General features: G+C 67.1%; 18 protein-coding genes. 14 read left to right on the top strand and 4 right to left on the bottom strand.

The window, feature by feature from the left end; genetic code table 11:
• Positions 1 to 20: 20 nt before the first annotated feature.
• Positions 21 to 863, bottom strand: coding sequence for an alpha/beta fold hydrolase (locus F7R26_RS21830; RefSeq protein WP_150986544.1), 843 nt, complete (start codon positions 861 to 863; stop codon positions 21 to 23).
• A gap of 28 nt (positions 864 to 891) precedes the next feature.
• On the bottom strand, positions 892 to 1,644 hold the full coding sequence (locus F7R26_RS21825; protein WP_043352885.1) for a maleate cis-trans isomerase family protein: 753 nt from the start codon (positions 1,642 to 1,644) through the stop codon (positions 892 to 894).
• Positions 1,645 to 2,025: 381 nt separating this feature from the next.
• On the opposite strand from F7R26_RS21825, the gene F7R26_RS21820 reads away from it, so the two are divergent.
• From F7R26_RS21820 to F7R26_RS21790, 7 genes are all read left to right on the top strand, one after another.
• A complete protein-coding gene (locus tag F7R26_RS21820; RefSeq protein ID WP_150986543.1) occupies positions 2,026 to 3,180 on the top strand; it encodes an FAD-dependent monooxygenase in 1,155 nt (384 codons plus the stop codon).
• An 84-nt stretch (positions 3,181 to 3,264) separates the two neighbouring features.
• Positions 3,265 to 3,771: a (2Fe-2S)-binding protein gene (locus F7R26_RS21815; protein WP_150986542.1), complete on the top strand. Its 507-nt coding sequence runs from the start codon at positions 3,265 to 3,267 to the stop codon at positions 3,769 to 3,771.
• Positions 3,768 to 6,782, top strand: coding sequence for a c-type cytochrome (locus F7R26_RS21810; protein ID WP_241754674.1), 3,015 nt, complete (start codon positions 3,768 to 3,770; stop codon positions 6,780 to 6,782). Before F7R26_RS21815 ends, F7R26_RS21810 begins: the two co-directional genes overlap by 4 nt.
• Before the next feature lie 414 nt (positions 6,783 to 7,196).
• Entirely contained in the window at positions 7,197 to 8,507 is a 1,311-nt protein-coding gene (locus tag F7R26_RS21805; protein ID WP_150986541.1) for an MFS transporter, read from the top strand.
• Between the two features lie 243 nt (positions 8,508 to 8,750).
• Positions 8,751 to 9,158, top strand: a complete 408-nt coding sequence (locus tag F7R26_RS21800; RefSeq protein ID WP_150986540.1) for a DUF6088 family protein — start codon at positions 8,751 to 8,753, stop codon at positions 9,156 to 9,158.
• Positions 9,139 to 10,248: a nucleotidyl transferase AbiEii/AbiGii toxin family protein gene (locus F7R26_RS21795; protein ID WP_150986539.1), complete on the top strand. Its 1,110-nt coding sequence runs from the start codon at positions 9,139 to 9,141 to the stop codon at positions 10,246 to 10,248. Before F7R26_RS21800 ends, F7R26_RS21795 begins: the two co-directional genes overlap by 20 nt.
• 63 nt (positions 10,249 to 10,311) lie before the next feature.
• Positions 10,312 to 11,076, top strand: coding sequence for an IclR family transcriptional regulator (locus F7R26_RS21790; RefSeq protein ID WP_150986538.1), 765 nt, complete (start codon positions 10,312 to 10,314; stop codon positions 11,074 to 11,076).
• Here the strand turns inward: F7R26_RS21790 and F7R26_RS21785 are convergent.
• Entirely contained in the window at positions 11,073 to 13,904 is a 2,832-nt protein-coding gene (locus F7R26_RS21785) for a hypothetical protein (RefSeq protein ID WP_150986537.1), read from the bottom strand. The two genes, F7R26_RS21790 and F7R26_RS21785, sit on opposite strands and share 4 nt — an antisense overlap.
• 199 nt (positions 13,905 to 14,103) lie before the next feature.
• Here F7R26_RS21785 and F7R26_RS21780 point away from each other — a divergent pair, with 199 nt between their 5' ends.
• The 7 genes from F7R26_RS21780 (at position 14,104) to F7R26_RS21750 (ending at position 22,053) form a co-directional block, all read left to right on the top strand.
• Complete coding sequence (locus F7R26_RS21780) at positions 14,104 to 14,838, top strand: IclR family transcriptional regulator (protein WP_150986536.1); 735 nt, start codon at positions 14,104 to 14,106, stop codon at positions 14,836 to 14,838.
• A gap of 66 nt (positions 14,839 to 14,904) precedes the next feature.
• The gene (locus F7R26_RS21775; protein WP_150986535.1) at positions 14,905 to 16,494 is read left to right on the top strand and encodes an OPT/YSL family transporter; all 1,590 of its coding nucleotides are present in this window, start codon (positions 14,905 to 14,907) and stop codon (positions 16,492 to 16,494) included.
• A gap of 45 nt (positions 16,495 to 16,539) precedes the next feature.
• Positions 16,540 to 17,724 (top strand): aminotransferase class V-fold PLP-dependent enzyme, encoded by a 1,185-nt coding sequence (locus F7R26_RS21770; protein WP_150986534.1) that lies wholly within the window; start codon positions 16,540 to 16,542, stop codon positions 17,722 to 17,724.
• Between the two features lie 34 nt (positions 17,725 to 17,758).
• Positions 17,759 to 18,514, top strand: coding sequence for a dipeptidase PepE (gene pepE / locus F7R26_RS21765; protein ID WP_150986533.1), 756 nt, complete (start codon positions 17,759 to 17,761; stop codon positions 18,512 to 18,514).
• A gap of 126 nt (positions 18,515 to 18,640) precedes the next feature.
• Positions 18,641 to 19,789: a porin gene (locus F7R26_RS21760; RefSeq protein ID WP_150986532.1), complete on the top strand. Its 1,149-nt coding sequence runs from the start codon at positions 18,641 to 18,643 to the stop codon at positions 19,787 to 19,789.
• A 485-nt stretch (positions 19,790 to 20,274) separates the two neighbouring features.
• Positions 20,275 to 21,234 carry a DUF1177 domain-containing protein gene (locus F7R26_RS21755; RefSeq protein ID WP_150986531.1) on the top strand — a complete coding sequence of 320 codons (960 nt, stop codon included), beginning with the start codon at positions 20,275 to 20,277 and terminating at the stop codon, positions 21,232 to 21,234.
• A gap of 120 nt (positions 21,235 to 21,354) precedes the next feature.
• Positions 21,355 to 22,053, top strand: coding sequence for a hypothetical protein (locus tag F7R26_RS21750; protein WP_150986530.1), 699 nt, complete (start codon positions 21,355 to 21,357; stop codon positions 22,051 to 22,053).
• A gap of 11 nt (positions 22,054 to 22,064) precedes the next feature.
• On the opposite strand, the gene F7R26_RS21745 is transcribed toward F7R26_RS21750, so the two are convergent.
• The gene (locus tag F7R26_RS21745) at positions 22,065 to 23,054 is read right to left on the bottom strand and encodes a VTT domain-containing protein (RefSeq protein WP_150986529.1); all 990 of its coding nucleotides are present in this window, start codon (positions 23,052 to 23,054) and stop codon (positions 22,065 to 22,067) included.
• Between the last annotated feature and the right edge of the window lie 213 nt (positions 23,055 to 23,267).

Here is a 23,267-nt window from a genome sequence, read left to right as displayed (position 1 = left end):
TTTCTGGTGAAGCGGGCAGCTCAGGCGGCAGCCTGGTCCTGCAGCAGCGGCGCGCCGAGGAAATCGCCGAAGGCGCGGTAGAAGCCGGCCTCGTCGTCCCACGGGATCATGTGGCCCGCATCCGGCACGCGGGCAACCTGCACGGCAGGCAGCAGGCCGCGAATCTCTTCGATGTCTTCCGCGCGGATCACATCGCCGCGGCCTGCCACCATCAGCAGCGTGGGTACCTGCACCAAGGGCATGTCCGCATGCACATCGTCGCGATGGAAGTCCTCGAAGCTCGTCACGATGGCGCGCTCGTCGCAGGTGTGCAGCCACTCGGCGCGCAGGCGCAACTGCTCATCTGTCCAGGTCGGGCAGAAGCGGCGCATGCCTTCGGCATCGATGCCCTGGCGCGCCAGGCGGATGGAGTCCACGTACCACGGCAGCTGGGAGGGATAGGCGCGCCGTCCCGGGCCCGACACGGGCGGGTCCACCATCACCAGCCGCGTCAGCCCGGCGGGATTGCCGCGCGCGGCGCGGATGCCGATGCGCGCGCCCATGGAATGGCCGACGATGGCGTAGCGCGCCAGGCCCAGTGCCTGCGCGAACGCCGTCACGTCCGCGGCTTGCGCATCCAGGCTGTAGTCCAGCGCATCGCCCGCCTCGGACAAGCCGCGCCCGCGCACATCCAGGATGTAGGTATCGAAGTGCTTGCCGAACTGTTCGCCGACAAAGCCCCAGGTGACCGCCGGGCTGGTGATGCCGGGCACGATCACCACGGCGTCGCGCTGCGCGCGCGCGCCGGTGCTGCCGCCGTAGCGCAGGTAATGCTGGCGGATGCCATTGGCGAACACGTTGCCGCCGTGGAGAAACTCGCTCATTGCTGGGCTCCCTTTACCGAAGACGTAGTCAATAGGCACCCGACAGCAGCGCACCCGCGCCGGGCACGACCGGCTCCAGGTCGAGCTGCTTGAGGATGGCGTAAGTGGTGGCAATAGCGGCCGTGATCACGGGCTTGCCGGTCATGGCTTCCACCTTGGCCACCGCCGGCAGCGACGGCATCTGCACGCAGGCGGACAGCACGATGGCGTCCACATCCTTGGTGTTCATCTGCGCGACGATGCCGGGCAGCCTGGCGGGGTCGTGGCGGCCCACTTCGAGGTTGTCGGGGATTTCCAGCGCGCGCCAGTCCACCACTTCGTAGCCTTCGTTGCGGATGTAGTCCACCACCAGCTCGGTCAGCGGCTTCATGTAAGGCGCAACCACGGCGATGCGCTTGGCGCCGATGACCTTGAGCGCGTCGATCAGCGCGCCGGCGCTGGTGATCACGGGCGCGTCAGCGCCGTTGGCGGCGGTATGAGCCTGCAGGCGCTTTTCAGAGACGCGATGGTAGCCGTGGCCCATCGCCATGATGGCCACCAGGCAGGCATAGCCCAGCACGTCGACGCGGGCGTCGCTCAGTTCCAGCGCGCAGCGGTCGGACTCGGCGTCCATGGCGGCCAGTTCTTCCTTGACCACCTTCTTCATGCGCATGCGGCTGGAATGGAAGGTGAAGCGTTCGGGGCGCACCTGCTGGCGCAACGTCAGCATCGCCGGGATCTCGGTTTCCATGGTGGTGTTCGAGCTCGGCACGATCTGGCCGATACGGAAAATTTTCTGCACTGTCGACTCCGTCATCTGTGTGTTCTGTCCACCCGCCCTGGCGCCCGTCTTAGCGGGGAAGCGCCCTGCACGGCCGGACCGGAGCCTTCAGCGGTCTCCGTGTCCTGCGAACGATTGTAGTGTACACACGATATTTGTACAACAAGACGTTCGACCGCGCACGGCGCACGATTTCAGTGCCCACTTCATGAATCAACCCCTCATATGGTGCTTTATTTCCCGGTTTATGGGCATCAAAACGGGACTGTCACTTTGGCATAAGGGTTTTCCATAGGGGTGGCATGTCATTTCTTTACAAGCAAATTTCTCGTGTGTACACTCGATTTACCGATTGGCCAGACGGCCACTTCAGACCCATATCACACCGCCAGGAGAAATATCGTGCAAGGCAAACCACGGATCGCAGTCATTGGCGCCGGGCTGGGGGGGACGGTTGCGGCCGCCCTGCTGCAGCGCGCCGGATTCCAAGTCAAGCTGTATGAGCAGGCTCCGGCGTTCTCGCGCCTGGGCGCCGGCATCCACGTCGGGCCCAATGTGATGAAGGTCATGCGCAGGATCGGCCTCGAAGATGCGCTCAACGACATGGGCTGCCACCCGGACTACTGGTACAGCCGCGACTGGCAAAGCGGCGAAGTGATCGCCCAGATCCCGCTTGGGGACTATGCGCTGTCGCACTACGGCGCCAGCTACCTGACCGTGCACCGTGGGGATTTCCACGCCCTGCTGACCGAGGCGGTGGCGCCCGGCACGCTGCTGTTCGACAAGAAGCTGGCCAGCGTGGAAGACCTGGGCCACGTGGTGCGCCTGAGCTTTGCCGACGGCACCGTGGACGAAGCCGACATCGTGATCGGCGCGGACGGTGTGAACTCCCGCATCCGCGAGACACTGCTGGGCGCCGAGCCGCCCAAGTACACCGGCTACGTGGCGCACCGCGCCGTGTTCCCGATCGCGCGTGTCAAGGGCTTCACCCATGACCGCTGCACCAAGTGGTGGTCCGACGATCGCCACATGATGGTGTACTTCGATACCAGCAAGCTTGACGAGATCTACTACGTCACCGGCGTGCCCGAGCCCACCTGGGACATGACCAAGAGCTGGCTGCCCAGCAGCATCGAGGAAATGCGCGCCGCGTTCGACGGCTGGCACGAAGGCGTGCAATCGCTGATCGAAGGCACCGTGGAAGTGACCAAGTGGCCGCTGCTGGAGCGCGATCCGCTGCCGGTGTGGAGCCGCGGCCGCCTGGTGCTGCTGGGGGATGCCTGCCACCCGATGAAGCCGCATATGGCGCAGGGCGCGGCCATGGCCATCGAAGACGCGGCCATGCTGACCCGCTGCCTGCAGCAGACCGGGCTGTCGGACTTCGGCGCCGCGTTCTCGCTGTACGAAGCCAACCGCGCCGAGCGTGCCGGCAAGGTGCAACTGGTCTCGCACAACAACACGTGGCTGCGCACCAACGAGAACCCGGACTGGTGCTTCGGTTACGATGTGTTCAACGAGCCGCTGGTGGAAGCCGGGCGCGTGGCCGCCGCAGCCTGAGCCACGCCCCAGCCAGACCGCCGGGTGCCCCCCCAGGGCCCCGGCCCCGAGCGAGTGATGTTCCAAAACGCCCCCAAGCCCCCGATGAACACGCCCCGCCCCCTGTGCCTCCGGGTCAACCGGACCACGTACCAGCTCGATGCCGAGGTCGACCCCGACACGCCGCTGCTCTACGTCCTGCGCAATGACCTTGCTTGCAACGGCCCTAAGTACGGCTGCGGGCTGGGCCAGTGCGGCGCATGCACGGTGCTGGTGGACGGGGTGGCGGCGCGCTCCTGCGTGATTCCCGTGAAAGCGGTGGCGCAACGCGCCATCACCACGCTCGACGGGCTGGCCACCGGCGGGCAGCCCGACCCTGTACAGCAAGCCTTTATCGATGAACAGGCCGCGCAGTGCGGCTATTGCCTGAACGGCATGATCATGACCGCCAAGGCGCTCCTGGCGGAAAACCCCGACCCCAGCGAGGCGCAGATCCGCGAGGCACTGCGCTTCAACCTTTGCCGCTGCGGCACGCACGTGGAGATCCTGCGCGCAGTGCAACGCGCTGGCACGCTGCTGCGCCAGGCCGCAAGCCGGGATGGCGCGGCATGAGCGGGCGCGACGACCTCATCATGGCGCAGGCCGGCCCCGGCGCATGGCAGCCGCCGCCCGAGCGGGAGTGGCTGGCCGGGCACGTCGTCCGTCCGCCCGTGCTGGCATGGCAAACAAGCACGCTGCTTAGCGCCCGCCTGATCGATTGCGATGAGACGGCCGCGCGCGCGGTGCCCGGTGTTGCCACGGTACTGCGCCGGGGCGACTTTCTCGGCGTCGCTGCCGATACCGCGCCACAGGCGCTGCAAGCCGCCCACGCGCTGCACGCCCGCTGGCAGGCCCCGCCAACAGCGGCAGCCTCGGGCTTGCCGCTCGCCCGCCGCATCGTTGCCGAACACGGCGACGCCGCCCAGGCCATGGCGGATGCCGCCGGCCGCAGCGCGCAGGATTATCAATGGCCACTCGCCGGCCTGCAAGCCGCCGGCTGCTCCGCGCTTGCGGACTGGCGCGACAGCGCGCTGCGCGTGTGGCTGCCCAGCCGTCGCCCCGGCGCGTTGCGGGCCGAGCTCGCCGCCCTGCTCGGCATCGGCGAAGACCGCATTACCTTGATCTGCTGGCAGGCTCCGGGCCACGACGAAGATCCCCTGTACGCCCACCATGCCGCCGCCGATGCCGCCCTGCTGGCGCATGCGGCCGGGCGAGTGGTGCGCGTACGCGTGGAGGCCCATGAACTTGGCGCCACGCAGGCCATGGTCAACACCCACATCGAAAGCGCCTGGACGCCCAATGGCGAGATCGCCGCCTATGCCGTCAACACGGCCGTGGATGCGCGCGGCAGCGCCGCGGTCATGCATGCGCCGCCGCTGGCCCTGTGGCTGACCCGCACGACAGCGCCGGTCAGCGAGATAACGCCGGAAGCATCCGCCGGACGCGACACGCGCGACGATGCCATCCTGCCACCCTACCGCTTTGACAGCCTGAGCGTGACGCAGGCCGACCTGCCGGGACAGCCGCGCGTGGAGAGCACGCCGGCGCAGGCAGCGCGCGCCCACGTGTTCGCGCATGAGTCGCACCTGGACGAAGTGGCGGCGGCTAGCGCGCAGGATCCCGTGGCCTTGCGGCTGCGCCATCTCGACGACGCGCGCGGCGCTGGCCTCGTGCGCCGGGTCGCGGCGCAGGCTAACTGGCAGCCACGCGGCGAACGCCCGCAAGCGCAACAGAACGTACGGCGCGGACGCGGCTTTGCGTACGCCAGCACCATCGAAGCCGGGCCGGCCGATGGCGGCCAGCCCGTGCGCAGCTGGTCAGCCTGGGTGGCGGAAGTCGAAGTGGATGCCACCACCGGCGAGGTCAGCGTCACCGGCGTCACGCTAGGACACGACAGCGATGCGGGTGAACAAGGCGGGGCCAATGCCGTGGCCTTGCAGCGGGAGGCCGCGCGCGCCGCGCAGCAACTCACCGTCGACGGCAGCCGCTTCGATAGCTGGCCCGCCGCCAACCTGCCCGCGGTACACAATGCCAGCCTGCCGGCGCTTGCCACCGAGCAATTGCCGGAAGTGCGCGTTGCCGGTGCGCTGCGCCCCGCCAGCGCCACGCTCGGCACGAGCGCCGCCGCCACCCTGTCCGCTGCGCCGGCCGTAGCCAATGCCATCTTCGACGCCACCGGCGTGCGCCTGCGCGAGCCGCCCTTCAGCGGCGAACGCATCCGGCTTGCGCTGGCCGCGCAGGCCAATCCCGAGGGCACGCCCAGGCGCGGTGCCGCCCGCAAGCGCAACTGGCTGCTGGCCGGCGCCACCGCCGCGGCCGGCTTGTTCGCCACAGCCATGCCATGGCGCGCGCCTATCGCCCCGGTGGCCCCGCCGGGGGCCGGCTTCTACTCGGCCGCTACCATCGAGCGTGGCCGGCTGGTAGCGGCGGCCGGGGATTGCGCGGTCTGCCATACGGCGCCCAACGGCGCGCGCAATGCGGGCGGGCTGGCGCTGGACACACCGTTCGGCACCATTTACAGCACCAACATCACACCCGATGTCGAGACCGGCATCGGCAACTGGTCCTACGCGGCGTTCGAGCGCGCCATGCGCCAGGGCATTCATCGCGATGGCCGGCATCTTTACCCGGCGTTCCCCTACACCGCCTTTGCCAAGACCAGCGATGGCGATCTGCAGGCGCTCTACGCCTACCTGATGGCCGCCGAGCCGGTGCGCGCCAAGGCGCCCGAGACCGCGCTGGCCTTCCCCTACAACCTGCGCCCGCTGATGGCCGGATGGAACCTGCTGTTCCACAGCCCCAAGCCCTTCGAGGCCGATCCGGCCCGCTCGGCGCAGTGGAACCGCGGCGCTTACCTGGCCGAAGGGCTGGGCCACTGCAGCGCCTGCCATTCGCCGCGCAACGCGCTGGGCGCCGAGCAAGGCGGGCGGCGCTATCTTGGCGGCGGCGAGGCCGAAGGCTGGGAGGCGCCCGCGCTGGGCAAGCTGTCGCACGCGCCGGTGCCGTGGACGGAGCAATCGCTGTTCTCCTACCTGCGCACCGGCTACGCCCCGCATCATGGCGCGGCGGCCGGGCCGATGGCGCCGGTAATCGAAGAGCTGGCGCTGCTGCCCGAGGAGGATGTGCGCGCCATCGCTCACTATGTGGCATCGTTCGGCGACACGCAGCCCGATGCGGCGGCGGCCAGCGCACAGGCGCAGCAGCTTGAGCAACGCAGCGCCGACGCCGCGCGCACGCTTGGCGGACCCGCCGCGCGCCTGTACCAGAATGCCTGCGCGGTCTGCCACCAGAGCGACCAGGGCATCAGGCAATTCGGCATCAAGCCGTCGCTGGCGCTCAATAGCAACCTGCACGGCGACAAGCCGGACAACCTGATCCGCGTGCTGCTGGATGGCATTCCCACGCCGGGGACAAGCGATCTGGGCTATATGCCGGCCTTTGGCGAGAGCCTGGACGACCGTCAGCTGACGCAACTGGTGCACTACCTGCGCAAGCGCTTCGCCCCCGACAAACCCGCCTGGGACAACGTGGACGATACGCTCGCGCGGCTGCGCGCGGCCCCCACTCACCAACCCACTCATTAAGCAGGCACTGAACAATACCGGGCCGGCCTGAAGCCATCAGCCCGCCATTTTTCCGGCAAGCCACCTTGCCGCAGCCCCCTGCCGCGCCTACCCGGTGCATACGCCGCGCGGCAGGGGGAAAACCCCGAGGAGAAAACCACCACCACGCTCTTGCTAGCTTGTTTTATGTAGCTTACGCTGAACTATCATGTAGCGGGCACTACATGAGTGCCGGATGAAGAAAAGCAGTGCCCTCGCTGCACAAGGACGGCGCGTAACACCCCGGCCAGCCCGCCGGAAACCATAAGAAGACAGCCATCCATCACTGAACAGGCCTGGCCCGCTGCTTGCATAGCAAACAGCACAAGCCAGCCGAGCGCAGCGGTGGCAAAGACACACACACGGTAGACAACGGTAAACAGTAAAGGAGTGAACATGTCGTATCAGTATCCAGACGGCGCGGCGGGCGTACTACCCGCGGCGGCCGAGCCAGACATCTACCGCAAGGTGACCTGGCGCCTGATCCCGTTCTTCTGCGCCTGCTATCTCGCCGCCTATCTCGACCGCATCAACGTCGGATTGGCCAAGCTGCAGATGCTGGACGACCTGCACTTCAGCGAGACGATCTACGGGCTGGGCGCGGGCCTGTTCTTCGTGGGCTACATCCTGTTCGAGGTGCCCAGCAACCTGGTGCTGCAAAAGGTGGGCGCGCGCCTCTGGATCGCCCGCATCATGGTGACGTGGGGCTTGCTGTCCGGGGCGACCATGTTCGTCACCACGCCAACGCAGTTCTACGTGCTGCGCTTCTTGCTGGGCGCAGCGGAGGCGGGCTTCCTGCCCGGCGTGCTGCTATACCTGACCTACTGGTTCCCCACCCACAAGCGCAGCAAGATCATCGCGCTGTTCATGATGGGCCTGCCGCTTGCCAGCATGATCGGCAGCCCGCTGTCCGGCTGGATCATGACCGCTTTTGCCGGCATGCACGGCTGGGCCGGCTGGCAGTGGCTGTTCTTCCTGGAGGCCATCCCCTCGGTGCTGCTGGGCGTGATGGTGTTTTTCTACCTGCCCAACGGCATCAAGGACGCCAAGTGGCTGCAGGCTGACGAAAAGCGCACGTTGCAGCGCAACCTGGATACGGACGTGCTGGTGGAAAACAACCACTCGCTCATGGCCGCCTTCGCCGATCGCCGCGTGTGGATGCTGGGCCTGATCGACATGTGCCTGCTGATGGGCACGTACTCCATCGGCTTCTGGATGCCCACCATCATCCGCGACTCCGGCGTGGCCAGCCCGCTGCACATCGGCCTGCTCACCGCCATCCCGCACGCCGCGGCGGTGATCGGCATGCTGCTCAACGGCGCCCACTCCGACAAGACGCGCGAGCGCCGCTGGCACATTGTGCTGCCCACCCTGGCAGGCGCCGCCGGCCTGGTCGGCAGCACCTTCGTCACCGGCTCCACCTCCGCCACCCTGGTGATGCTGACGGTGGCCAACGTAGGCATCGTGGCGACCTTCCCGGTGTTCTGGTGCCTGCCATCCACCTTCCTGAGCGGCACCGCGGCCGCCGCCGGTATCGCACTGGCCTGCTCGGTCGCCAACCTGGGCGGCTTCGCGGCCACCTACCTGCTGGGCTGGCTGAAGGACACCTTCCACAGCCCGAGCGCCGGCCTGATCCTGTTCGCAGGCTGCCTGGTGGCGAGTTGCTTCCTGGTGCTGGCGATGCCGGCCAAGGTGGTCAACCGGTAATGTTTGGCCTGATCGTCCGGCTCCGTGCAATGCGGGCACGGCCGGGTTAAGCGCGAAAGCAAGAGGCTCCCGAGCAATCGGGAGTTTTTTATGGATTTTTACGCACTTTCCCACTGAATTCGCTAACAAAAACTGATCGTAAATGAGCAGATTCTGAAACGTATTTCCCAATACCATAGCCAGTTTCTGGCATTTCGTGTGATAGAGTCACTATCAACGTAAATCCGACCCGGCAGGCAAGCCATGAAACTGGAAGACCGAATCAATCGCTCGCTGACGCAGCGCGCTGCGACTGTCATCCTGCGCTCGGAGCTTGCCAAGCTGGGAAGCTCCGCACAGGTTGGCCGCGTGCTAGCCCGTCTTGTGGACGAGGGCAAGCTGGTCCGCGTTAGCAAGGGGGCGTTCGCCAAGACACGCGTCAACAAGTTCACCGGAAAACCAACGCCCGCCGGCACGCTTGAGGACATAGCTGCCGAGCTGTTCCAGAAGCTCGGCATCGCGATCTCCCCAAGCCAGCTCGCGCAGGACTACAACAGCGGCAGGAGCACCCAGATCCCGATGGGAAGCATTGTCAACACTGGGCGCCGGCGCATCAGCCGGCAAATCACGGTAGGCGATCGGACCATCCAATATGAAAGCCATCACCGCTGAGCTCAAGTCCGACATTGAGGACGCTGCCACGGCAGGCCTGCTGAACAACTTACCACCCGCCGTCGCGGAAAAAGACGTCCACATCACCGATGCGCTGATTGCACTCTCCAAAATCCGGATTGCGCACATCGCACATCGGCAAGAGCGCAGGAAGGGAGATACGCGCCCGGCTCGGGTAGCACTAAAGAGCCAGCTAGTCTTTGCCGGCGGCACCTGCCTGTCGAAAGCCCACGGCCTCATCGAACGGATGTCGGAAGACATCGACATCAAGGTTCTGCTGGAAGACGCTCCGGATGGCTATGCGCTGCCGAAAGGTCATTCGACGCGCAAGCGCCTGGGCGACATCCAGGCAGAACTGGAGGAGCGCCTGAGCCGGGTTGGCTTTGTCTTTACGAAAATCGAAGACAAGAACAACCCGTTCTCAAACGACAACCGTCGCTACTACAGGCTCGCGGTTGAGTATGGTCCGCAATTCAACGATGTCTCCGGCGTCTTGCGTCCAGAGTTGAAAGTCGAACTCATCCATCGTCCGCCCAAGCTCCCGGTTGAAGCGCTCGAGATGGGCTACCTGCTGGATCGTTTCATTCCCCGCGACACGCCGGTTCGTTTCCAGATGCTTGCGATCTCGGTCGCGGAGACCCTCGCGGAAAAGGTGCTTTCGCTCTTGCGACGCTGCGCCTGGAAGTGGGATGGGCACCAGCGTGGCGACTCCGACCCGGCGCTGGTTCGCCACGTCTATGACGTCTGGCGTATCCACGCGGCACGGCCAGACGCAATCGAGCCGGCTCGCGCTGTCTTTGCCGCGCTCGTGGCGAAGGATGTTGAAGAGTTCAAGGGCCAACATCCCGGATTCGATACCAAACCCTACGCCGTCCTGAGCAACGCGCTGGATCGCGCCCGTAGCGACGAAGGCCTGCGCCGAGATTTCTCGCAGCGCCTGCTCCCTCTCCTGTTCGCAAAAGAAAGGCCAGTCTTCGAGACCTGCTTTGCGTCTTTCGCCGCAATCGCAGAGCACTTCCTGACAACGGCAAGTACCACGAGCTCCGGCTGGGGCTCCCCGCCACCGTGCCTTCCCGACAACAAAGATTGAGCCGCGCGCCGCTTATCCGTACCATGCTGCCCATGCAAAGCAGGATCAAGGCAGGATAACGGTATGACTCTCAAGACTCTAGACGGCGCGCTGGCCTTGCTGACCTACTTCACTGTGCGCCAGCCCACCTGGGGCGTGCGCGAGCTGGCCAAGCACAGCGGTGTGCATCACGCGGTGGTGCACCGCGTGCTGGCCACCTTTGCCGCCAACGGTTTCCTGGTGCAGGACGCAGCCAGCGGCAAGTATTCGCTGGGGCTGCGGCTGTTTGAGCTGGGCCAGGTGGTGCGCAAGACGTTCTCGCCCGCCGAGGTGGTGCAGCCCGTACTGGAAAAGCTGGCCGCGCAAAGCGGCGAGACTGTCTTCCTGTCGTGGCTGGACGGCCATGAAGGGCTATGTGTCGGCATGGTCCAGAGCCAGCATCAGCTGCGCTTCTCGATCGAACTGGGACAGCGCTTTGCGCTGCACGCGGGCGCGCACGCCAAGGCCATCCTAGCCTTCCAGGACGACGCCTTCCGGGCTCGTGTGCTGGAAAACGCCAGGCAGCGCGCCCAGGGCCAGCCTACGCTGGGCGCGCCCGATCCCGCCGTCATCGAGCCGCAGCTTGCCGAGATCCGCCAGCAGGGCTGGGCCCACACGCGCGGCGAGGCCGCCGCCAGCGTGGCGGGGCTGGCCCTGCCGCTGTGGTCGCGCGACCAGACCGAGGTGGTTGGCTCGCTGGCCATTGCAGGCCCGCAGCAACGCCTGAATGAGGAGTCAGTCCCGCGCCTGCTGGAAGCCCTGCGCGAAGCCAGCCGCCGGCTGGAAGAAGTGGTGGGTTTCGGGCGCTAGCGCGCCCACAAGGCGCGCGCCACCGCGTCGCCGCCGGCGCCACCACCGAACACAAGCTGGCCGATGGAGTACCCCAGCTCGCGGTAGCTCTCCCACTGCGCTTCATTGAAGAACTGCTCGATCGTGGGTTCCTGCGGAAACGCCGGATGGCCGGCGCGGTACTGCTGCACATCAACCGGCGCCGAAGCAACCGGGCAGGGCTTGAGCAGCACGATGCGCGATACGGGACGGCGCGTGGCGGCGGGCTCAGGCGCACGGTACACGTTCAACAGCAGCGCGCACTTGTTGGCCGTTGCCGGGTTCTGGCGGGCCGCCGGCAAAAAATCCTCCGGCGTGCCGAACACGCTGCCCAGCACGGCATCGACGGCGGCCGCGGCATCGACCACGATCTCCAGCCCCATGTCGATGCGGGCCAGCCGGATCAGGTTGGCCAGGTCGCCGAACTGGTAGTCCGGGTCCGCTCCGCAATCGCACAGCACGATCAGCCCCACCCCGCGCTCGGGCCGCAGCAACTCATACACGGCGGTGTTCTCGAAATGCCCGCCGTCCGACAGGTATTGCCAGCCGCGCCGCGTGCCATGAAAGCGCGCGCTCAGTTCGCAGGCCAGGTAGTACTGCGTGCGGAACAGCGTGATCAACCCGCCCAGCCAGGGCGACCCGGGCAGGTCCGCCTGCACGCGGTTGCGCTCTGCGCCGCCGGCGCGCGGCGCGCTGCCGGCATCCAGCGGGTACGACGGCCACCAGGTGCCCAGGCGCAGGTTGGCCAGCCCTAGCAGCAGCGACGTGCCCAGCGTGGTCGAGCGGCCCAGCCCGGTGGAGACCGCCGCACCCGAGGTCGCGATCCAGTCGCCCAACGTGCGCGATTGCGAAAGCTCGCTGCCACCCGCCTTGTGCGTTTCCGGAAAATAGCGCTGCCCGTCCACGGTGAAACGCACGAAGGCATCCTCCGGCATGGTGCGCGAGGCCGTTGCCGGCAGCACGAAGGGGCCTGGCGCCACGCAAAGCGGCTTGCCCTTGCGATCGCGCTGCACCAGTTGCTCGGCGGGATCCACCGTGAGGTTGAGCGTGACATTGATCAGGTGCAGCGGCGCCAGCATGGCGGGATCGTAGTAGGTGTTCAGGCTGAGCGCGTCGCCGTCCGCGGGCTCTGCCACGCTCAGCCTGGCGCGCTGGCTGGCATGCTGCTGCGCGGGCGCCGCGCCGCTGCCGGGCATGAAGCGCTTGCCGTTGGAGCCGCCGAGGTAGGCGCGGGTCAGCCGGGCCGAGTAAAACGGCTGCAGCGTCGACAGGTTCAGGAAACCGGCGAAACGCCCGGCGATCATGGTCAGCCCGAGCGCCAGCACGATCAGCGTGCACAGCACCGGCGTGGTGTAGGCGTTGCCGAAGGTAAACCAGTCGAGCGGCTCGCCGCCATTCCAGCGCACCCACAGCACCAGCCACGACCACAGCACGAAGACCAGCAGCGCCACCACGGCGGCGGCAATGCCCGCCAGCAGCGACACAGGCAGACGCGCGCGCCACGTATCACCCTTGCCATTGCCGCCATTGCCTCCCTTGCCATCGAGCAGCGCCGCGCCATAGCGGATGAGCCAGACCAGCGCACCCAGCATCCCCGCCGGCCAGAGCGTGCGCCAGGACTGATGGGAGGCCTGCGTGTAGAGATAGAAGGTGCGCGCCACGGTGTCCGCCACGCCCAGCGCCGCGAGCCACAGCGCAATGCCAATGGCCTGGCTCAGCAGGCGCGTGGCCCGCACCCGGTAGTCCTGCACGGTGGCCGGCGGCACCCGGCACAACACAAAGCAGCAAGCCACGCCTGACAGCGTCAGCACCGCCATCGCCAGCAGCAGGCACGACAGCACCAGCCCCGGACCAAGGTGGTGCAGGACCGCGGCCATGACCAGCATCGCCACACCAGCCAGCGCGGCCAGCCGCGTGGCGAGGCTGTCAAAGCGCAAGGCCGCCTTGCCATTGCCGCCGTGCGGATAGACCAGCCAGTACGCCACGCCCGGCGGCACGGCAAACAGCAGGAGCGCCGCCAGCGGCAGCCACAGCAGCTCGCTCCACCAGATCGCCAGCCCCCCCTCGTTGAAGACCTGGCGAGCGTCGTGCAGCAGGTCCAGCTCGTGCCGGCCCAGGTCGAGCCAGGTGCCGATAGCGAGATGGCGCAGCAGCGCCAGCACCGCCAGCAGCAACAGCAGCGCGCTGCCGATCACGTACTGCATGGCAAACCAGTTGCGCACCACCAGCGAGGCCGCGTAAAGCGAATCGCCAGCGCCGGTCGGCGTCAAATAACGGCCGTTCTCGCGCAGCCACGCCACCGCGGCGCGCCCCGGATCGGAGGCGTAGGACGCCGACGAGCGGATGCGCTCCGGCGGCTCATGCTGCAACGTGCGGTAAGCAAGTGCCGCAGCCTCCGGCGGCGTGGTGCCCGGCTTCAACCTGCCCGGTACAAACAGGCTGCAGAAGAAAGCACCGATGTAGCCGCCGCCGCTGACGGTGGACAGGTAATCAAACTGGCCGAGCAAGGAGGTGGTGGCTGGCGCGGGGGCGGGAACGATGGCATCCGGCCCGTCGCCTTCCTGGACGGCATCCGCCGGCGCCTGCCTGGCAACTGCGTGCAGCGCAGGACCGGCCACCGGCGGCGCAGGCGCCTTGGCCAGTGCCTGCATCACGCCCAGGCAGAACGTCGCGCTGCGGATCCCGCCGCCCGAGAGTGCCAGTGCCCAGTTGCTGTCGCCATCGCGCGTACGCCGGGCAATCCCGAGTTGCCTGCGCCGGCGCGCGATGCGGGCCAGTTCGTCATCCGAAGGCTGCTCTTGGACTGGCATGCAGAACCCTTTCCTTTGCACATTCCCGCCCAAGTATAGGCGGCGTTGTGGCGTGGCAAAGCACGCACACGTGCACCGTTGCGCGGCAGCATTCCGTGTTTACCCTGATTGTTCGAGTCCATGGCGAGGCCTAGCATTTTACAAATAAAGAGACGCTGTCTCTTATATAGAGACAAAAACAGCAAGACACAAAGATCGCATGCTCAAGACCCTCAACGGCGCCCGCGGCCTGCTGACGCATTTCAGCGTGCGTCAGCCGAGCTGGGGCGTGCGCGAACTCGCCAAGCACGCCGGCATTCACCATGCGGTGGTACATCGCGTGCTTGCGACCTTCGCCGCCAACGGCTTCCTGGTGCAGGACGCGGCCGGCCGCTATGGCCTGGGCCTGCGCTGGCTGGAACTAGGGCAGGCCACGCGCAAGGCTTTCTCGCCCAGCGAAGTCGTGCAGCCCGCGCTGGAGGCGCTGGCCGCGCAGAGCGGCGAGACCGTCTTTCTGTCCTGGCGCGAGGGCCTTGAGGGCTTGTGCACGGACATTGCACAGAGCCCGCACCAGCTGCGCTTTTCCATCGAAGTGGGCCAGCGCTTCCCGCTGGTTGCCGGCGCGCATGCCAAGGCCATCCTGGCCTTCCAGGACGAGTCCTTGCGCCTGCAGGTGTACCGCGCGGGCGGCTGGCAGGACGCGGCGGTGGATGCGCTGGAGGCACAGCTCACCCGCATCCGCGCCGACGGCTGGGCGCATACCCGTGAAGAAGCCGCCGCCGCGGTGGCCGGGCTGGCGGTGCCACTGTGGTCGCGCGACGGGCGCGCGGTGGTGGGCTCGCTGGGCATCGCCGGGCCGCTGCAAAGACTGGACATACAGGCCGTACCCCGCCTGCTGGACGCGATGCGCCGGGCCAAGGGGCCAATCGAGGAGGTTGCCGGCTTCATCCGCTAAAAAAACGTGCGGAGAACACTGGCAGGACAGATGATGAAAGGTAGAACCATGGAAGCCCCGGCAGCAATGAACCCACCCCTGGCGGCCAAGCCCGCCACACGCGCGCGCATCACCGAACCCTTCCTGCTGCTGGTATCGGTGGGGCTGTCGGTTTTCGGCGCGATGATCGGCATGCAGCTGATCGTCTCGCTCGGCATCTCGGCCAATACATCGATCATCGGCGCGCTGATCGCCATTGTGTTCTCGCGCATCCCGCTGGAGATCACCCGGCGCTTTCGCGTGCTGGAGCGCCAGAACCTGGTGCAGACTGCGATTTCCTCGGCCACCTTCGGCGCGGCCAATTCCCTGATGATCCCGCTCGGCGTGCCCTACGCCATGGGCATGCCGGAGCTGGCCACGCCGATGCTGATCGGCGCGGTGATCGCCATGTTTGTCGACGGCGCCATGCTGTATTTCCTATTTGGCAGCAAGATCTTCCCGGCGACCGGCACCTGGCCGGCCGGCATCGCCACCGCTGAGGCGATCTGGGCTGGCGACCGCGGCGGGCGCAAGGCGGCCTTTCTCGGCCTGGGCATCGCGGTGGGCGTGGGCGGGGCCTGGCTGGGCATCCCGATGTCGGCCTTTGGCGCTGCGTTCCTCGGCAACCTGGCCGCGCTGAGCATGTTCGGCCTGGGGCTGCTGACGCGCGGCTACTCGGTGCCGCTACTCGGCATCGACATTGCCAAGGCCTATATCCCGCACGGCCTGATGATCGGCGCCGGGCTGGTGGCGCTGTTCCAGGTGGCACGCGAGATCCACAAGTCGCGCAACGCCCCCGCCGCCGACGCCCGCACCATCGAAGTCCCGGCCGCGCGCGCCAGCCGCATTCTCTCGGGCGGCTTCCTGGTCTACCTGGCCATCGCACTGCTGATCTCGGTGCTAGCCGGCCATGTCTCCGACATGTCGCTCGGCATGCTGGTGGCATTCGTGCTCTACGCCGCGTTTGCCGCCTATGTGCACGAGCTCATCGTGGGCATCGCGGCCATGCATTCGGGCTGGTTCCCGGCCTTCGCGGTGGCGCTGATCACGCTGACCATCGGCATCCTGATCGGTTTCCCGCCGACGGCGCTGGCGGTGCTGGTGGGCTTCTCCGCCGCCACCGGGCCGGCCTTTGCCGACATGGGCTACGACCTCAAGACCGGCTATCTGCTGCGCGGCGAAGGCCGCGACATGGAGGCGGAGCTGGCCGGGCGCAAGCAACAGTTCTTCGCCGCGATGATCGGCTTTGCCGTGGCGGCCGTGGTGGTGCTGGTCTTCCACGGCACCTTCTTCTCGCAGGGCCTGCTGCCGCCGGTGGACCGCGTCTATGCCGCGTCGATCAAGGCCGGCTCGTCTGCCGAGATTGCGCGCAACCTGGTGATCTGGGCCATTCCGGGCGCGCTGTTGCAGTGGCTGGGCGGCGCCAGGCGCCAGCTTGGCATCCTGCTGTCCACCGGCATGCTGATCGCCTCGCCGCTGGCCGGCTGGGCCGTACTCGCAGGGCTGCTGATCCGCTTCGTGCTGCTGCGCCTGCGTGGCGAGCGCGATATCGCGGAGATGAGCGCCTTCGCCGGCGGCGTCATTGCGGGCGACGCGCTGTTCAGCTTCTTCGGCTCGGTCACCAAGCTGAGCAAGTAAGCCTTGCCGAAGCACCTTCTTTCCCGCATCACCCCGAGACGTTTCATGGATATCCAAGCAATCCGCGCCGACACCCCGCTGACGGCCTCCACCATCTATCTCGATACCGCGGCGGCCTCGCTGCCGCCGGACGCCGTGCTCGACGCGGTGCGCGCGTACCTGCTCGATACCGGCCACGTTGGCATCTACCTGCCGGCCTTCCGCAAGGCCACCTATGCCCGCGTGGAAGCCGCGCGCGCACAACTAGCCGGCCTGCTGGGCGCGGCCGCCGACGAGATCGCCTTCACCAAGAATGCCACCGAGAGCATCTCCATCGTGGCGCGCGGCATCGCCTGGCAAGCGGGCGACGAAGTGCTGGTGGCCGACACGGAAATGCTCAGCAACCTGCTGCCGTGGAAGCGCCTGGAGCAAACCCACGGCATCGTGGTGAAGATGGTCGCGGCCGATGCGCAAGGTCTGCTGAGCCCCGACAGCTTCGCCGCCGCCGTCACCCCGCGCACGCGCCTGCTGACGTTCTCGCACCTGCCCAATTCCACCGGCGCGGTGCAGCCGGCCGCCGCCATTTGCGCGGTGGCACGCGCGCATGGCGTGCTGGCGCTGGTCAATGCCGCGCAAAGCGTGGGCATGCTGCGCTCCAACGTGCAGGCGCTGGATTGCGATTTCCTGGCCGGTTGCGGGCGCAAGGCGCTGCGCGCCACCGAAGGATCGGGGTTTCTCTATGTGCGCCGCGCGTTGATCGAGACCATCGAGCCCGCGCTGGTGGGCTGGTGGAACGGCAGCTATGACCGCGCCACCGGCGCGCTGTCGCTGGTGCCGGGCGCACGCCGGTTTGAAGCCGGCTGCCCGATCGTGCCGGCCATCCTCGGCCTGGGCACCGCCATCGGCTATGCGGAACACATCGGCATCGACGCCATCGAAGCGCGCGTGCGCGATCTCACCGCCTACGCTGTGGAAAAGCTCTCCGCTATCGCTGGCTTCGAACTCTACGGCCCATCCCATGCCGCCGACCGCATCGGCATCGTGCCCTTCAACGTGCGCGGCGTGGACCCGGCCAAGATCGTAGCCGCGCTGGAGCAGCAGCAGTGCATCATCGAAGCCGGCAATTTCATGGCCGATGCCATCCTGGCGCGCTACGGCGTGTCCACCATGGCACGCGTCTCGCTGCATTACTTCAATACCCATGAGGAAATCGACCGCGTGGCCGAACTGATCGCCGCCACCGTGGCCTGAGCCTGACATCACGATTGAACTACCGGAACCCGACATGAACCAACGCATCTTGCTGATGAGCAGCTCCCGCAAGGACAACCTCGGCTACCTCGAACACGCTGACGCGCAGATCCATGCCCTACTCAGGCACGAGCCACGCAAAGTCCTGTTCATCCCCTTCGCCGGCGTGACCTTCAGCTTCGATAGCTATCAAGGCATGGTCAAGCCCGTGTTCGAGCGCCTGGGCTACGCGCTGGCGTCCATCCACCACAGCGCCGACCCGCGCCGCGCGGTGGACGAGGCCGAAGCCATCGCGGTTGGCGGCGGCAACACGTTCGCGCTGCTCAAGCGCCTGTACGACGCCGATCTCGTCGACGCGATCCGCGCCAAGGTGCAGGCCGGCACGCCGTACGTGGGCTGGAGCGCCGGCAGCAACGTGGCCTGCCCGACCATCCGCACCACCAACGACATGCCCATCGTGCAGCCACCCTCTCTGCGCGCGCTGCGCCTGGTGCCGTTCCAGATCAACCCGCACTTCATCAGCGGCAAGCCCGCCGGCCATAACGGTGAAAGCCGCGAAGAGCGCCTGGCGGAGTTCCTGCACATCAACGCGCCGGAGCAGGTCTTCGCGCTGCCGGAGGGCTCCGCGCTGTTCTCCGACGGCAGCAACGGCACGGTGCTGGGCGAGCGCCACGCGCTGCACTTCACGGCCGAGGGACAGGTACAGACGCTGCGCGAGGGCGAGACCTTCCCCTTGTCGCGTATCACCGGGCCGGCCGGCATGGATGGCTGGCAAGACTTCCGGGCCTGATTTCCGGGCCCGAATCCGGGACCTGATTCCAGGCGCCTCGCGGCGCCAAACCACCCACGCTACACCCCGACGCAGTGCGAAAGACCCCTGCGCGGGCCCCCTATTACCCTTGGAGGAGGAAACACCATGATTAACAAGCACTGGCTTGGCGCACTCGTATTGAGCCTGCCCGCCGCCGCAATGGCGCAGGGCGGCGTCACGCTGTACGGCGTGATCGACACCGCGCTCACCTACCAGACCCATTCGGACCCTAACGGCAGCGCGCTGGCTGGCCTGCAACAGGGGGGAGAGGGCTTTCTGTCCGGCAGCCGCTTCGGCCTCAAAGGCAGCGAAGACCTGGGCGGCGATCTGTCGGCAGGCTTCGTGCTGGAAAACGGCCTGCTGTCGGACACCGGCAAGCTCGACCAGCAGGGCCAGCTGTTCGGGCGCCAGGCGTATGTGAGGATCGGCAGCAAGCGCTACGGCGAAGTGGCGCTGGGCCGGCAGTACACCACGGCCAACACCATGCTGTACTACGTGGACCCGCTCGGCGTGGGCGCCGCGCCGTCCAATGCGTGGATGGTCTTCCTGACCGGCCAGCGCTATGACAACGCGATCAGCTACACCGGCAACTACGGCCCGGTGGCGCTGATTGCCGAGTACGCGCTGGGCGAGACCGCCGGCAAGGGCTCCGCGATGTCGTCGGTCTCGCTGGGCGTGAAGTACGCCTCGGGCCCGCTAGTGGCCGTGGGCGACTTCCAGCAAACCCGCGACAGCATGAGCCGCGCCGCGCGCATCTACCTGGCCGGGCTGAAGGCCTCGGTCGGCCGCGCGAGCCTGTTCGCCAACTATATCTACAGCGACCGCGACGCTGGTTTCGACTCGTCCAAGGGCGGCACCGATACCGCCACCATCACCAGCATGTCGACCGCCGCCACGGCCACCAACCGCGCCGCGTTCAACTCGGTGTTCGGCAGCAACCGGCGCGACGACTTCTTCACCGTGGGTGCCAACTACACGGTCACCCCCGCCGTCACGCTGACCGCCAGCGTGATGCACGACCGCACCCGCGCCGACGCCTTCAGCGGCAACCGCACCACCGCCTACGGCGTGGCGGACTACGCCTTGAGCAAGCGCACTGACCTCTACCTGGCGCTGGCGTACGACTGGGTACATGGCGACTGGTCCGGCCTGTTCGGCAACGCAACGACCAACTGGACCGGCGACAGCGGCAAGAAACTGGACGGCCGCAACAACCAGACCACCGTGATGCTGGGCATGCGCCATTTGTTTTGAAGGTACGGCAGGCCAACGCGGATTGGAATGACAGCGGCATATCCGGCGCCCGCCCTCTCCCCCAGCGGCAACAGAAACGACATCGTCAGCACACCGATTCGGTGTAGCCGTGATTCCCGCCCGTCAGGCGGGAATCACCCACGCGCGATGCGCAGCGAGCCGTGGAGGTGTACCAAGGCCGTATGGGGCGCCTCGGGATTCGGCGAAAAGAGCGGAAAAGAGGGACCCATGTCTGAGTATCGCCTTAAGGCGATGCGAGTTTGGGTCCCGGCCGCTCTTTTCGCCGAAGCCCGAGGGGGTAGTCGCCCCATCCGGCGCGCCTTCTTTGCCTACTTTCTTGGCAAGACAAGAAAGTAGGTCGCCGCCCCGCAGGGGTGGTGAAACTGCCTTTGACTCTAAGCCTTTGACTCTAAGTCTTTGACTCAAAGCCTTTGACCTTAGGCCTTTGAAGTTGACTCCAACCCACCCCATTCAAGGAGACCCCCATGACCCTGCAACAAACCCTCGTCATCCACGAAGCCCTGGACAGCCCCAACGCCAACGGCGCTGTTGTCCGCGAACTGTTCGGTGCCTACACCGCCGCCGGCGTAACGGTAGACGTCGTCACCATCAACAACACCCCGCCGGAACCCACCACAAACACCACCGACTTCATCACCATCGTCATCCCCGGCACCCAAGGCAAGCGCGGCGGCGGCAAAGCCCCCACGCTAGGCGTGATCGGCCGCAATGGCGCCATCGGCGCGCGCCCGGAGCTGGTCGGCCTGGTGTCCGACGCGGACGGCCCGATCGGCAGCCTGGCCGTGGCGCTCAAGCTGGCGCAGATGAAGCACAAGGGCGACCACCTGGCCGGCGACGTCATCGTGACCACGCACTTGTCCACCAACGTGTCGATGCAGCCGCACGATCCGGTGCCCTTCATGGGCATGCCGGTGTCGTCCGACACCATGAACGAGTACCAGGTGCTGCCCGAAATGGATGCGATCCTGTCGCTCGATGCCTCCAAGGGCAACAGCATCATCAAGCACCGCGGCTTTGCGATCTCGCCCACCGCCATGCAAGGCTATATCCTGCGCGTGAGCCCGGACCTGGTGGCGACGATGGAATCCACCACCGGTTGCCCGGCAGTGACCTTCCCGATCTCCCAGCAGGACATCACGCCCTATCACAACGGCCTGTACCACTTCAACAGCATCATGCAGCCGCATGTGGCCACCGCCGCTCCGGTGGTAGGCGTGGCGCTGACCGCGCAGTCGGTGGTCTCGGGCAGCGCCACCAGCGCCAACTACGAGATCGACATTGCCGAAGCGGTGCGCTTTTGCGTGGAAGTGGCCAAGCGCTTCGGCGCGGGCAAGTGCCAGTTCTTCAACGTGGTGGAATGGGGCAAGATCCGCGCGATCTATCCCGACATGACAGGTTTCCAGCGCGCCGGCACGGCGCACTGAAACGAGGCGCCGCGGTGCCCGGGCGTGCGGCAAGCCACACGCGGGCATTTTCAGCGGGCGCGCTTCGGTGTATGGTTGCGCTCCTGACGCAGTCGCCGCCTTAGCGGCTATTCTTGCAACATGCTCCGCCTGAACGACACCGACAGCCCCGCGCTGTCCCGCTGCCTGTCCACCCTCGCCGCCTGCGCCGCGCTAGCCGCGCTGCCTGGCTGCGAACGCAATGAACCGGCTCCGGCCACCGCCGCCACATCCCCATCCGCCGCAGCCGCATCGGATGCGCAGGCGGCGCGCGCCGACGACGCTGCCCAGCCAGACGACGGGCTCAGCTTTGTGCCCGCGCCGCTGGCCCGCCCGCTGGTCGCCCTGCGCGGGCTGACCAGCATGGCGGACGTGCAGGCGGCGTGGGGCAAACCGCCGGACATCACGCCCAACCAGGATGAATGCGGCACGGCGCTCGACGAAGAGCACCTGATGGACTACCACTACCCCGATGCGCTGATCGAAGTGGGCCGCAGCGGCGACGCCGTGATCCGCGCGCTGCACGGCATCCCGGCCGGGCTGACGCTCAAGCTGGAAAACCAGGACGTGACCGCGGCCTCCACGCTGACGCAGCTCAACACGGCCCTGCGCAAGAACCCGCGCTGGAAGCTGGCGGAGGCGCCAGGCAAGGTACGCAGCCCATCCGACCGCGACGAGGGCGACCCGCTCGAGCAGCTCGCCTACACCACGCTCTACACGCTGGACGGCGACGGCGACCAGTACCGCCTGTACTTCCTTGGCGACCGGCTGGTGGGCTACGCCTACTGGGTCGGCTGCTGACCCGCGCCGCGCTAGCGCACCGCGCCGGGACCACCCGTGTGTGGCGCAAGCGCCGCTGCGCCATCGCCGTCGGTGGCAGCGGCCTGCGATGCCTCGCCATGCAGGCGCTTCCATTCGTCGAAGCCGCCGGCCAGCGCCCAGGTATTGGCGTAGCCGGCCGCCTTCAGGCGTTCCGCCAGCACCGCTGCAGATACCTCATGCGGGCAGGCGCAGTAGACCACGATGTCGATGCTGGTCGGATGCTCGGAGAGTAATTCCAGCGGCGCATTCAGGTCGATGATCATCGCGCCGGGGATCCGCTCCACCGCGTCGCTGCGCACATCAAGCACCAGCGGGAAGCGATCGCCCAGCCGGCGCGCTTCCAGCTCCCCCACCGACATGCGGGGCACACGCCGGGTGCGGCGCAACAGGCGCACGCGCCGCCAGAACTTCCACGCAACGAAGGCGGCGAAGGCGCCCAACACCACCATGACGGCCACCGGGCCATAGGTGCTGAACGCGTTCAGGATGACATCGACAAAGTCGGTGAACACCACGCCAACCAGCAGCGCGCCGCCGGCCCACACCAGCGCCCCGATGGCGTCGTAGAACAGGAACACCGCGAACGGCGTGGAGGTCATGCCGGCCATGGCGGTGGACAATGCGCCGGCGCCCGGCAGCAGCTTGGCGAACACCAGCGAGCGCGGACCCACGCGCAGGTACAGCGACTGGGTCTGGCGGATGCAGCTGTCGGGCGAGATGGAAACGCGGCAGATGGTGCGCAGCATGGGTTGCCCGAGCCGCTTGCCGGCGAAGTACCAGGCCGTATCGGCAATCAGGCAGGCCAGGATAACGGCGGCCAGCACGGCGCCCAGCGCCGGGCCGCCCTCGCGCATGCCGAGCGCGCCGGCAACGAACAGCATGGGAACGGCCGGCACCGGCAGCCCGGCCTGCTCGGCCAGCACATTGAGAAACACGAGCATCACGCCGTGGCTCTCCAGCAAGGACTGCAATTCACCCACACCGATCTCCCGCACTATGGCCGTTTTATGGCCGTTTTCGCCCCCTCAAGGTAACCGGCGCGAGCGAGAATGCTCGCGCCGGCGGGCATAGGCAGTAGTGTGCCACCAAGGTGGCGCGGTGCAGCGCGCCGTCTTGCATGCGAACTTCAAAAACCCTGAACGAGATGCCTGCGAGGCCGCGGGCCAGCGCGCCGGTTATCGCCTCGGTTATCG

Source organism: Cupriavidus basilensis, from assembly GCF_008801925.2.
Lineage (GTDB): Bacteria > Pseudomonadota > Gammaproteobacteria > Burkholderiales > Burkholderiaceae > Cupriavidus > Cupriavidus basilensis.
This window is presented reverse-complemented; position numbering and strand designations above follow the sequence as displayed.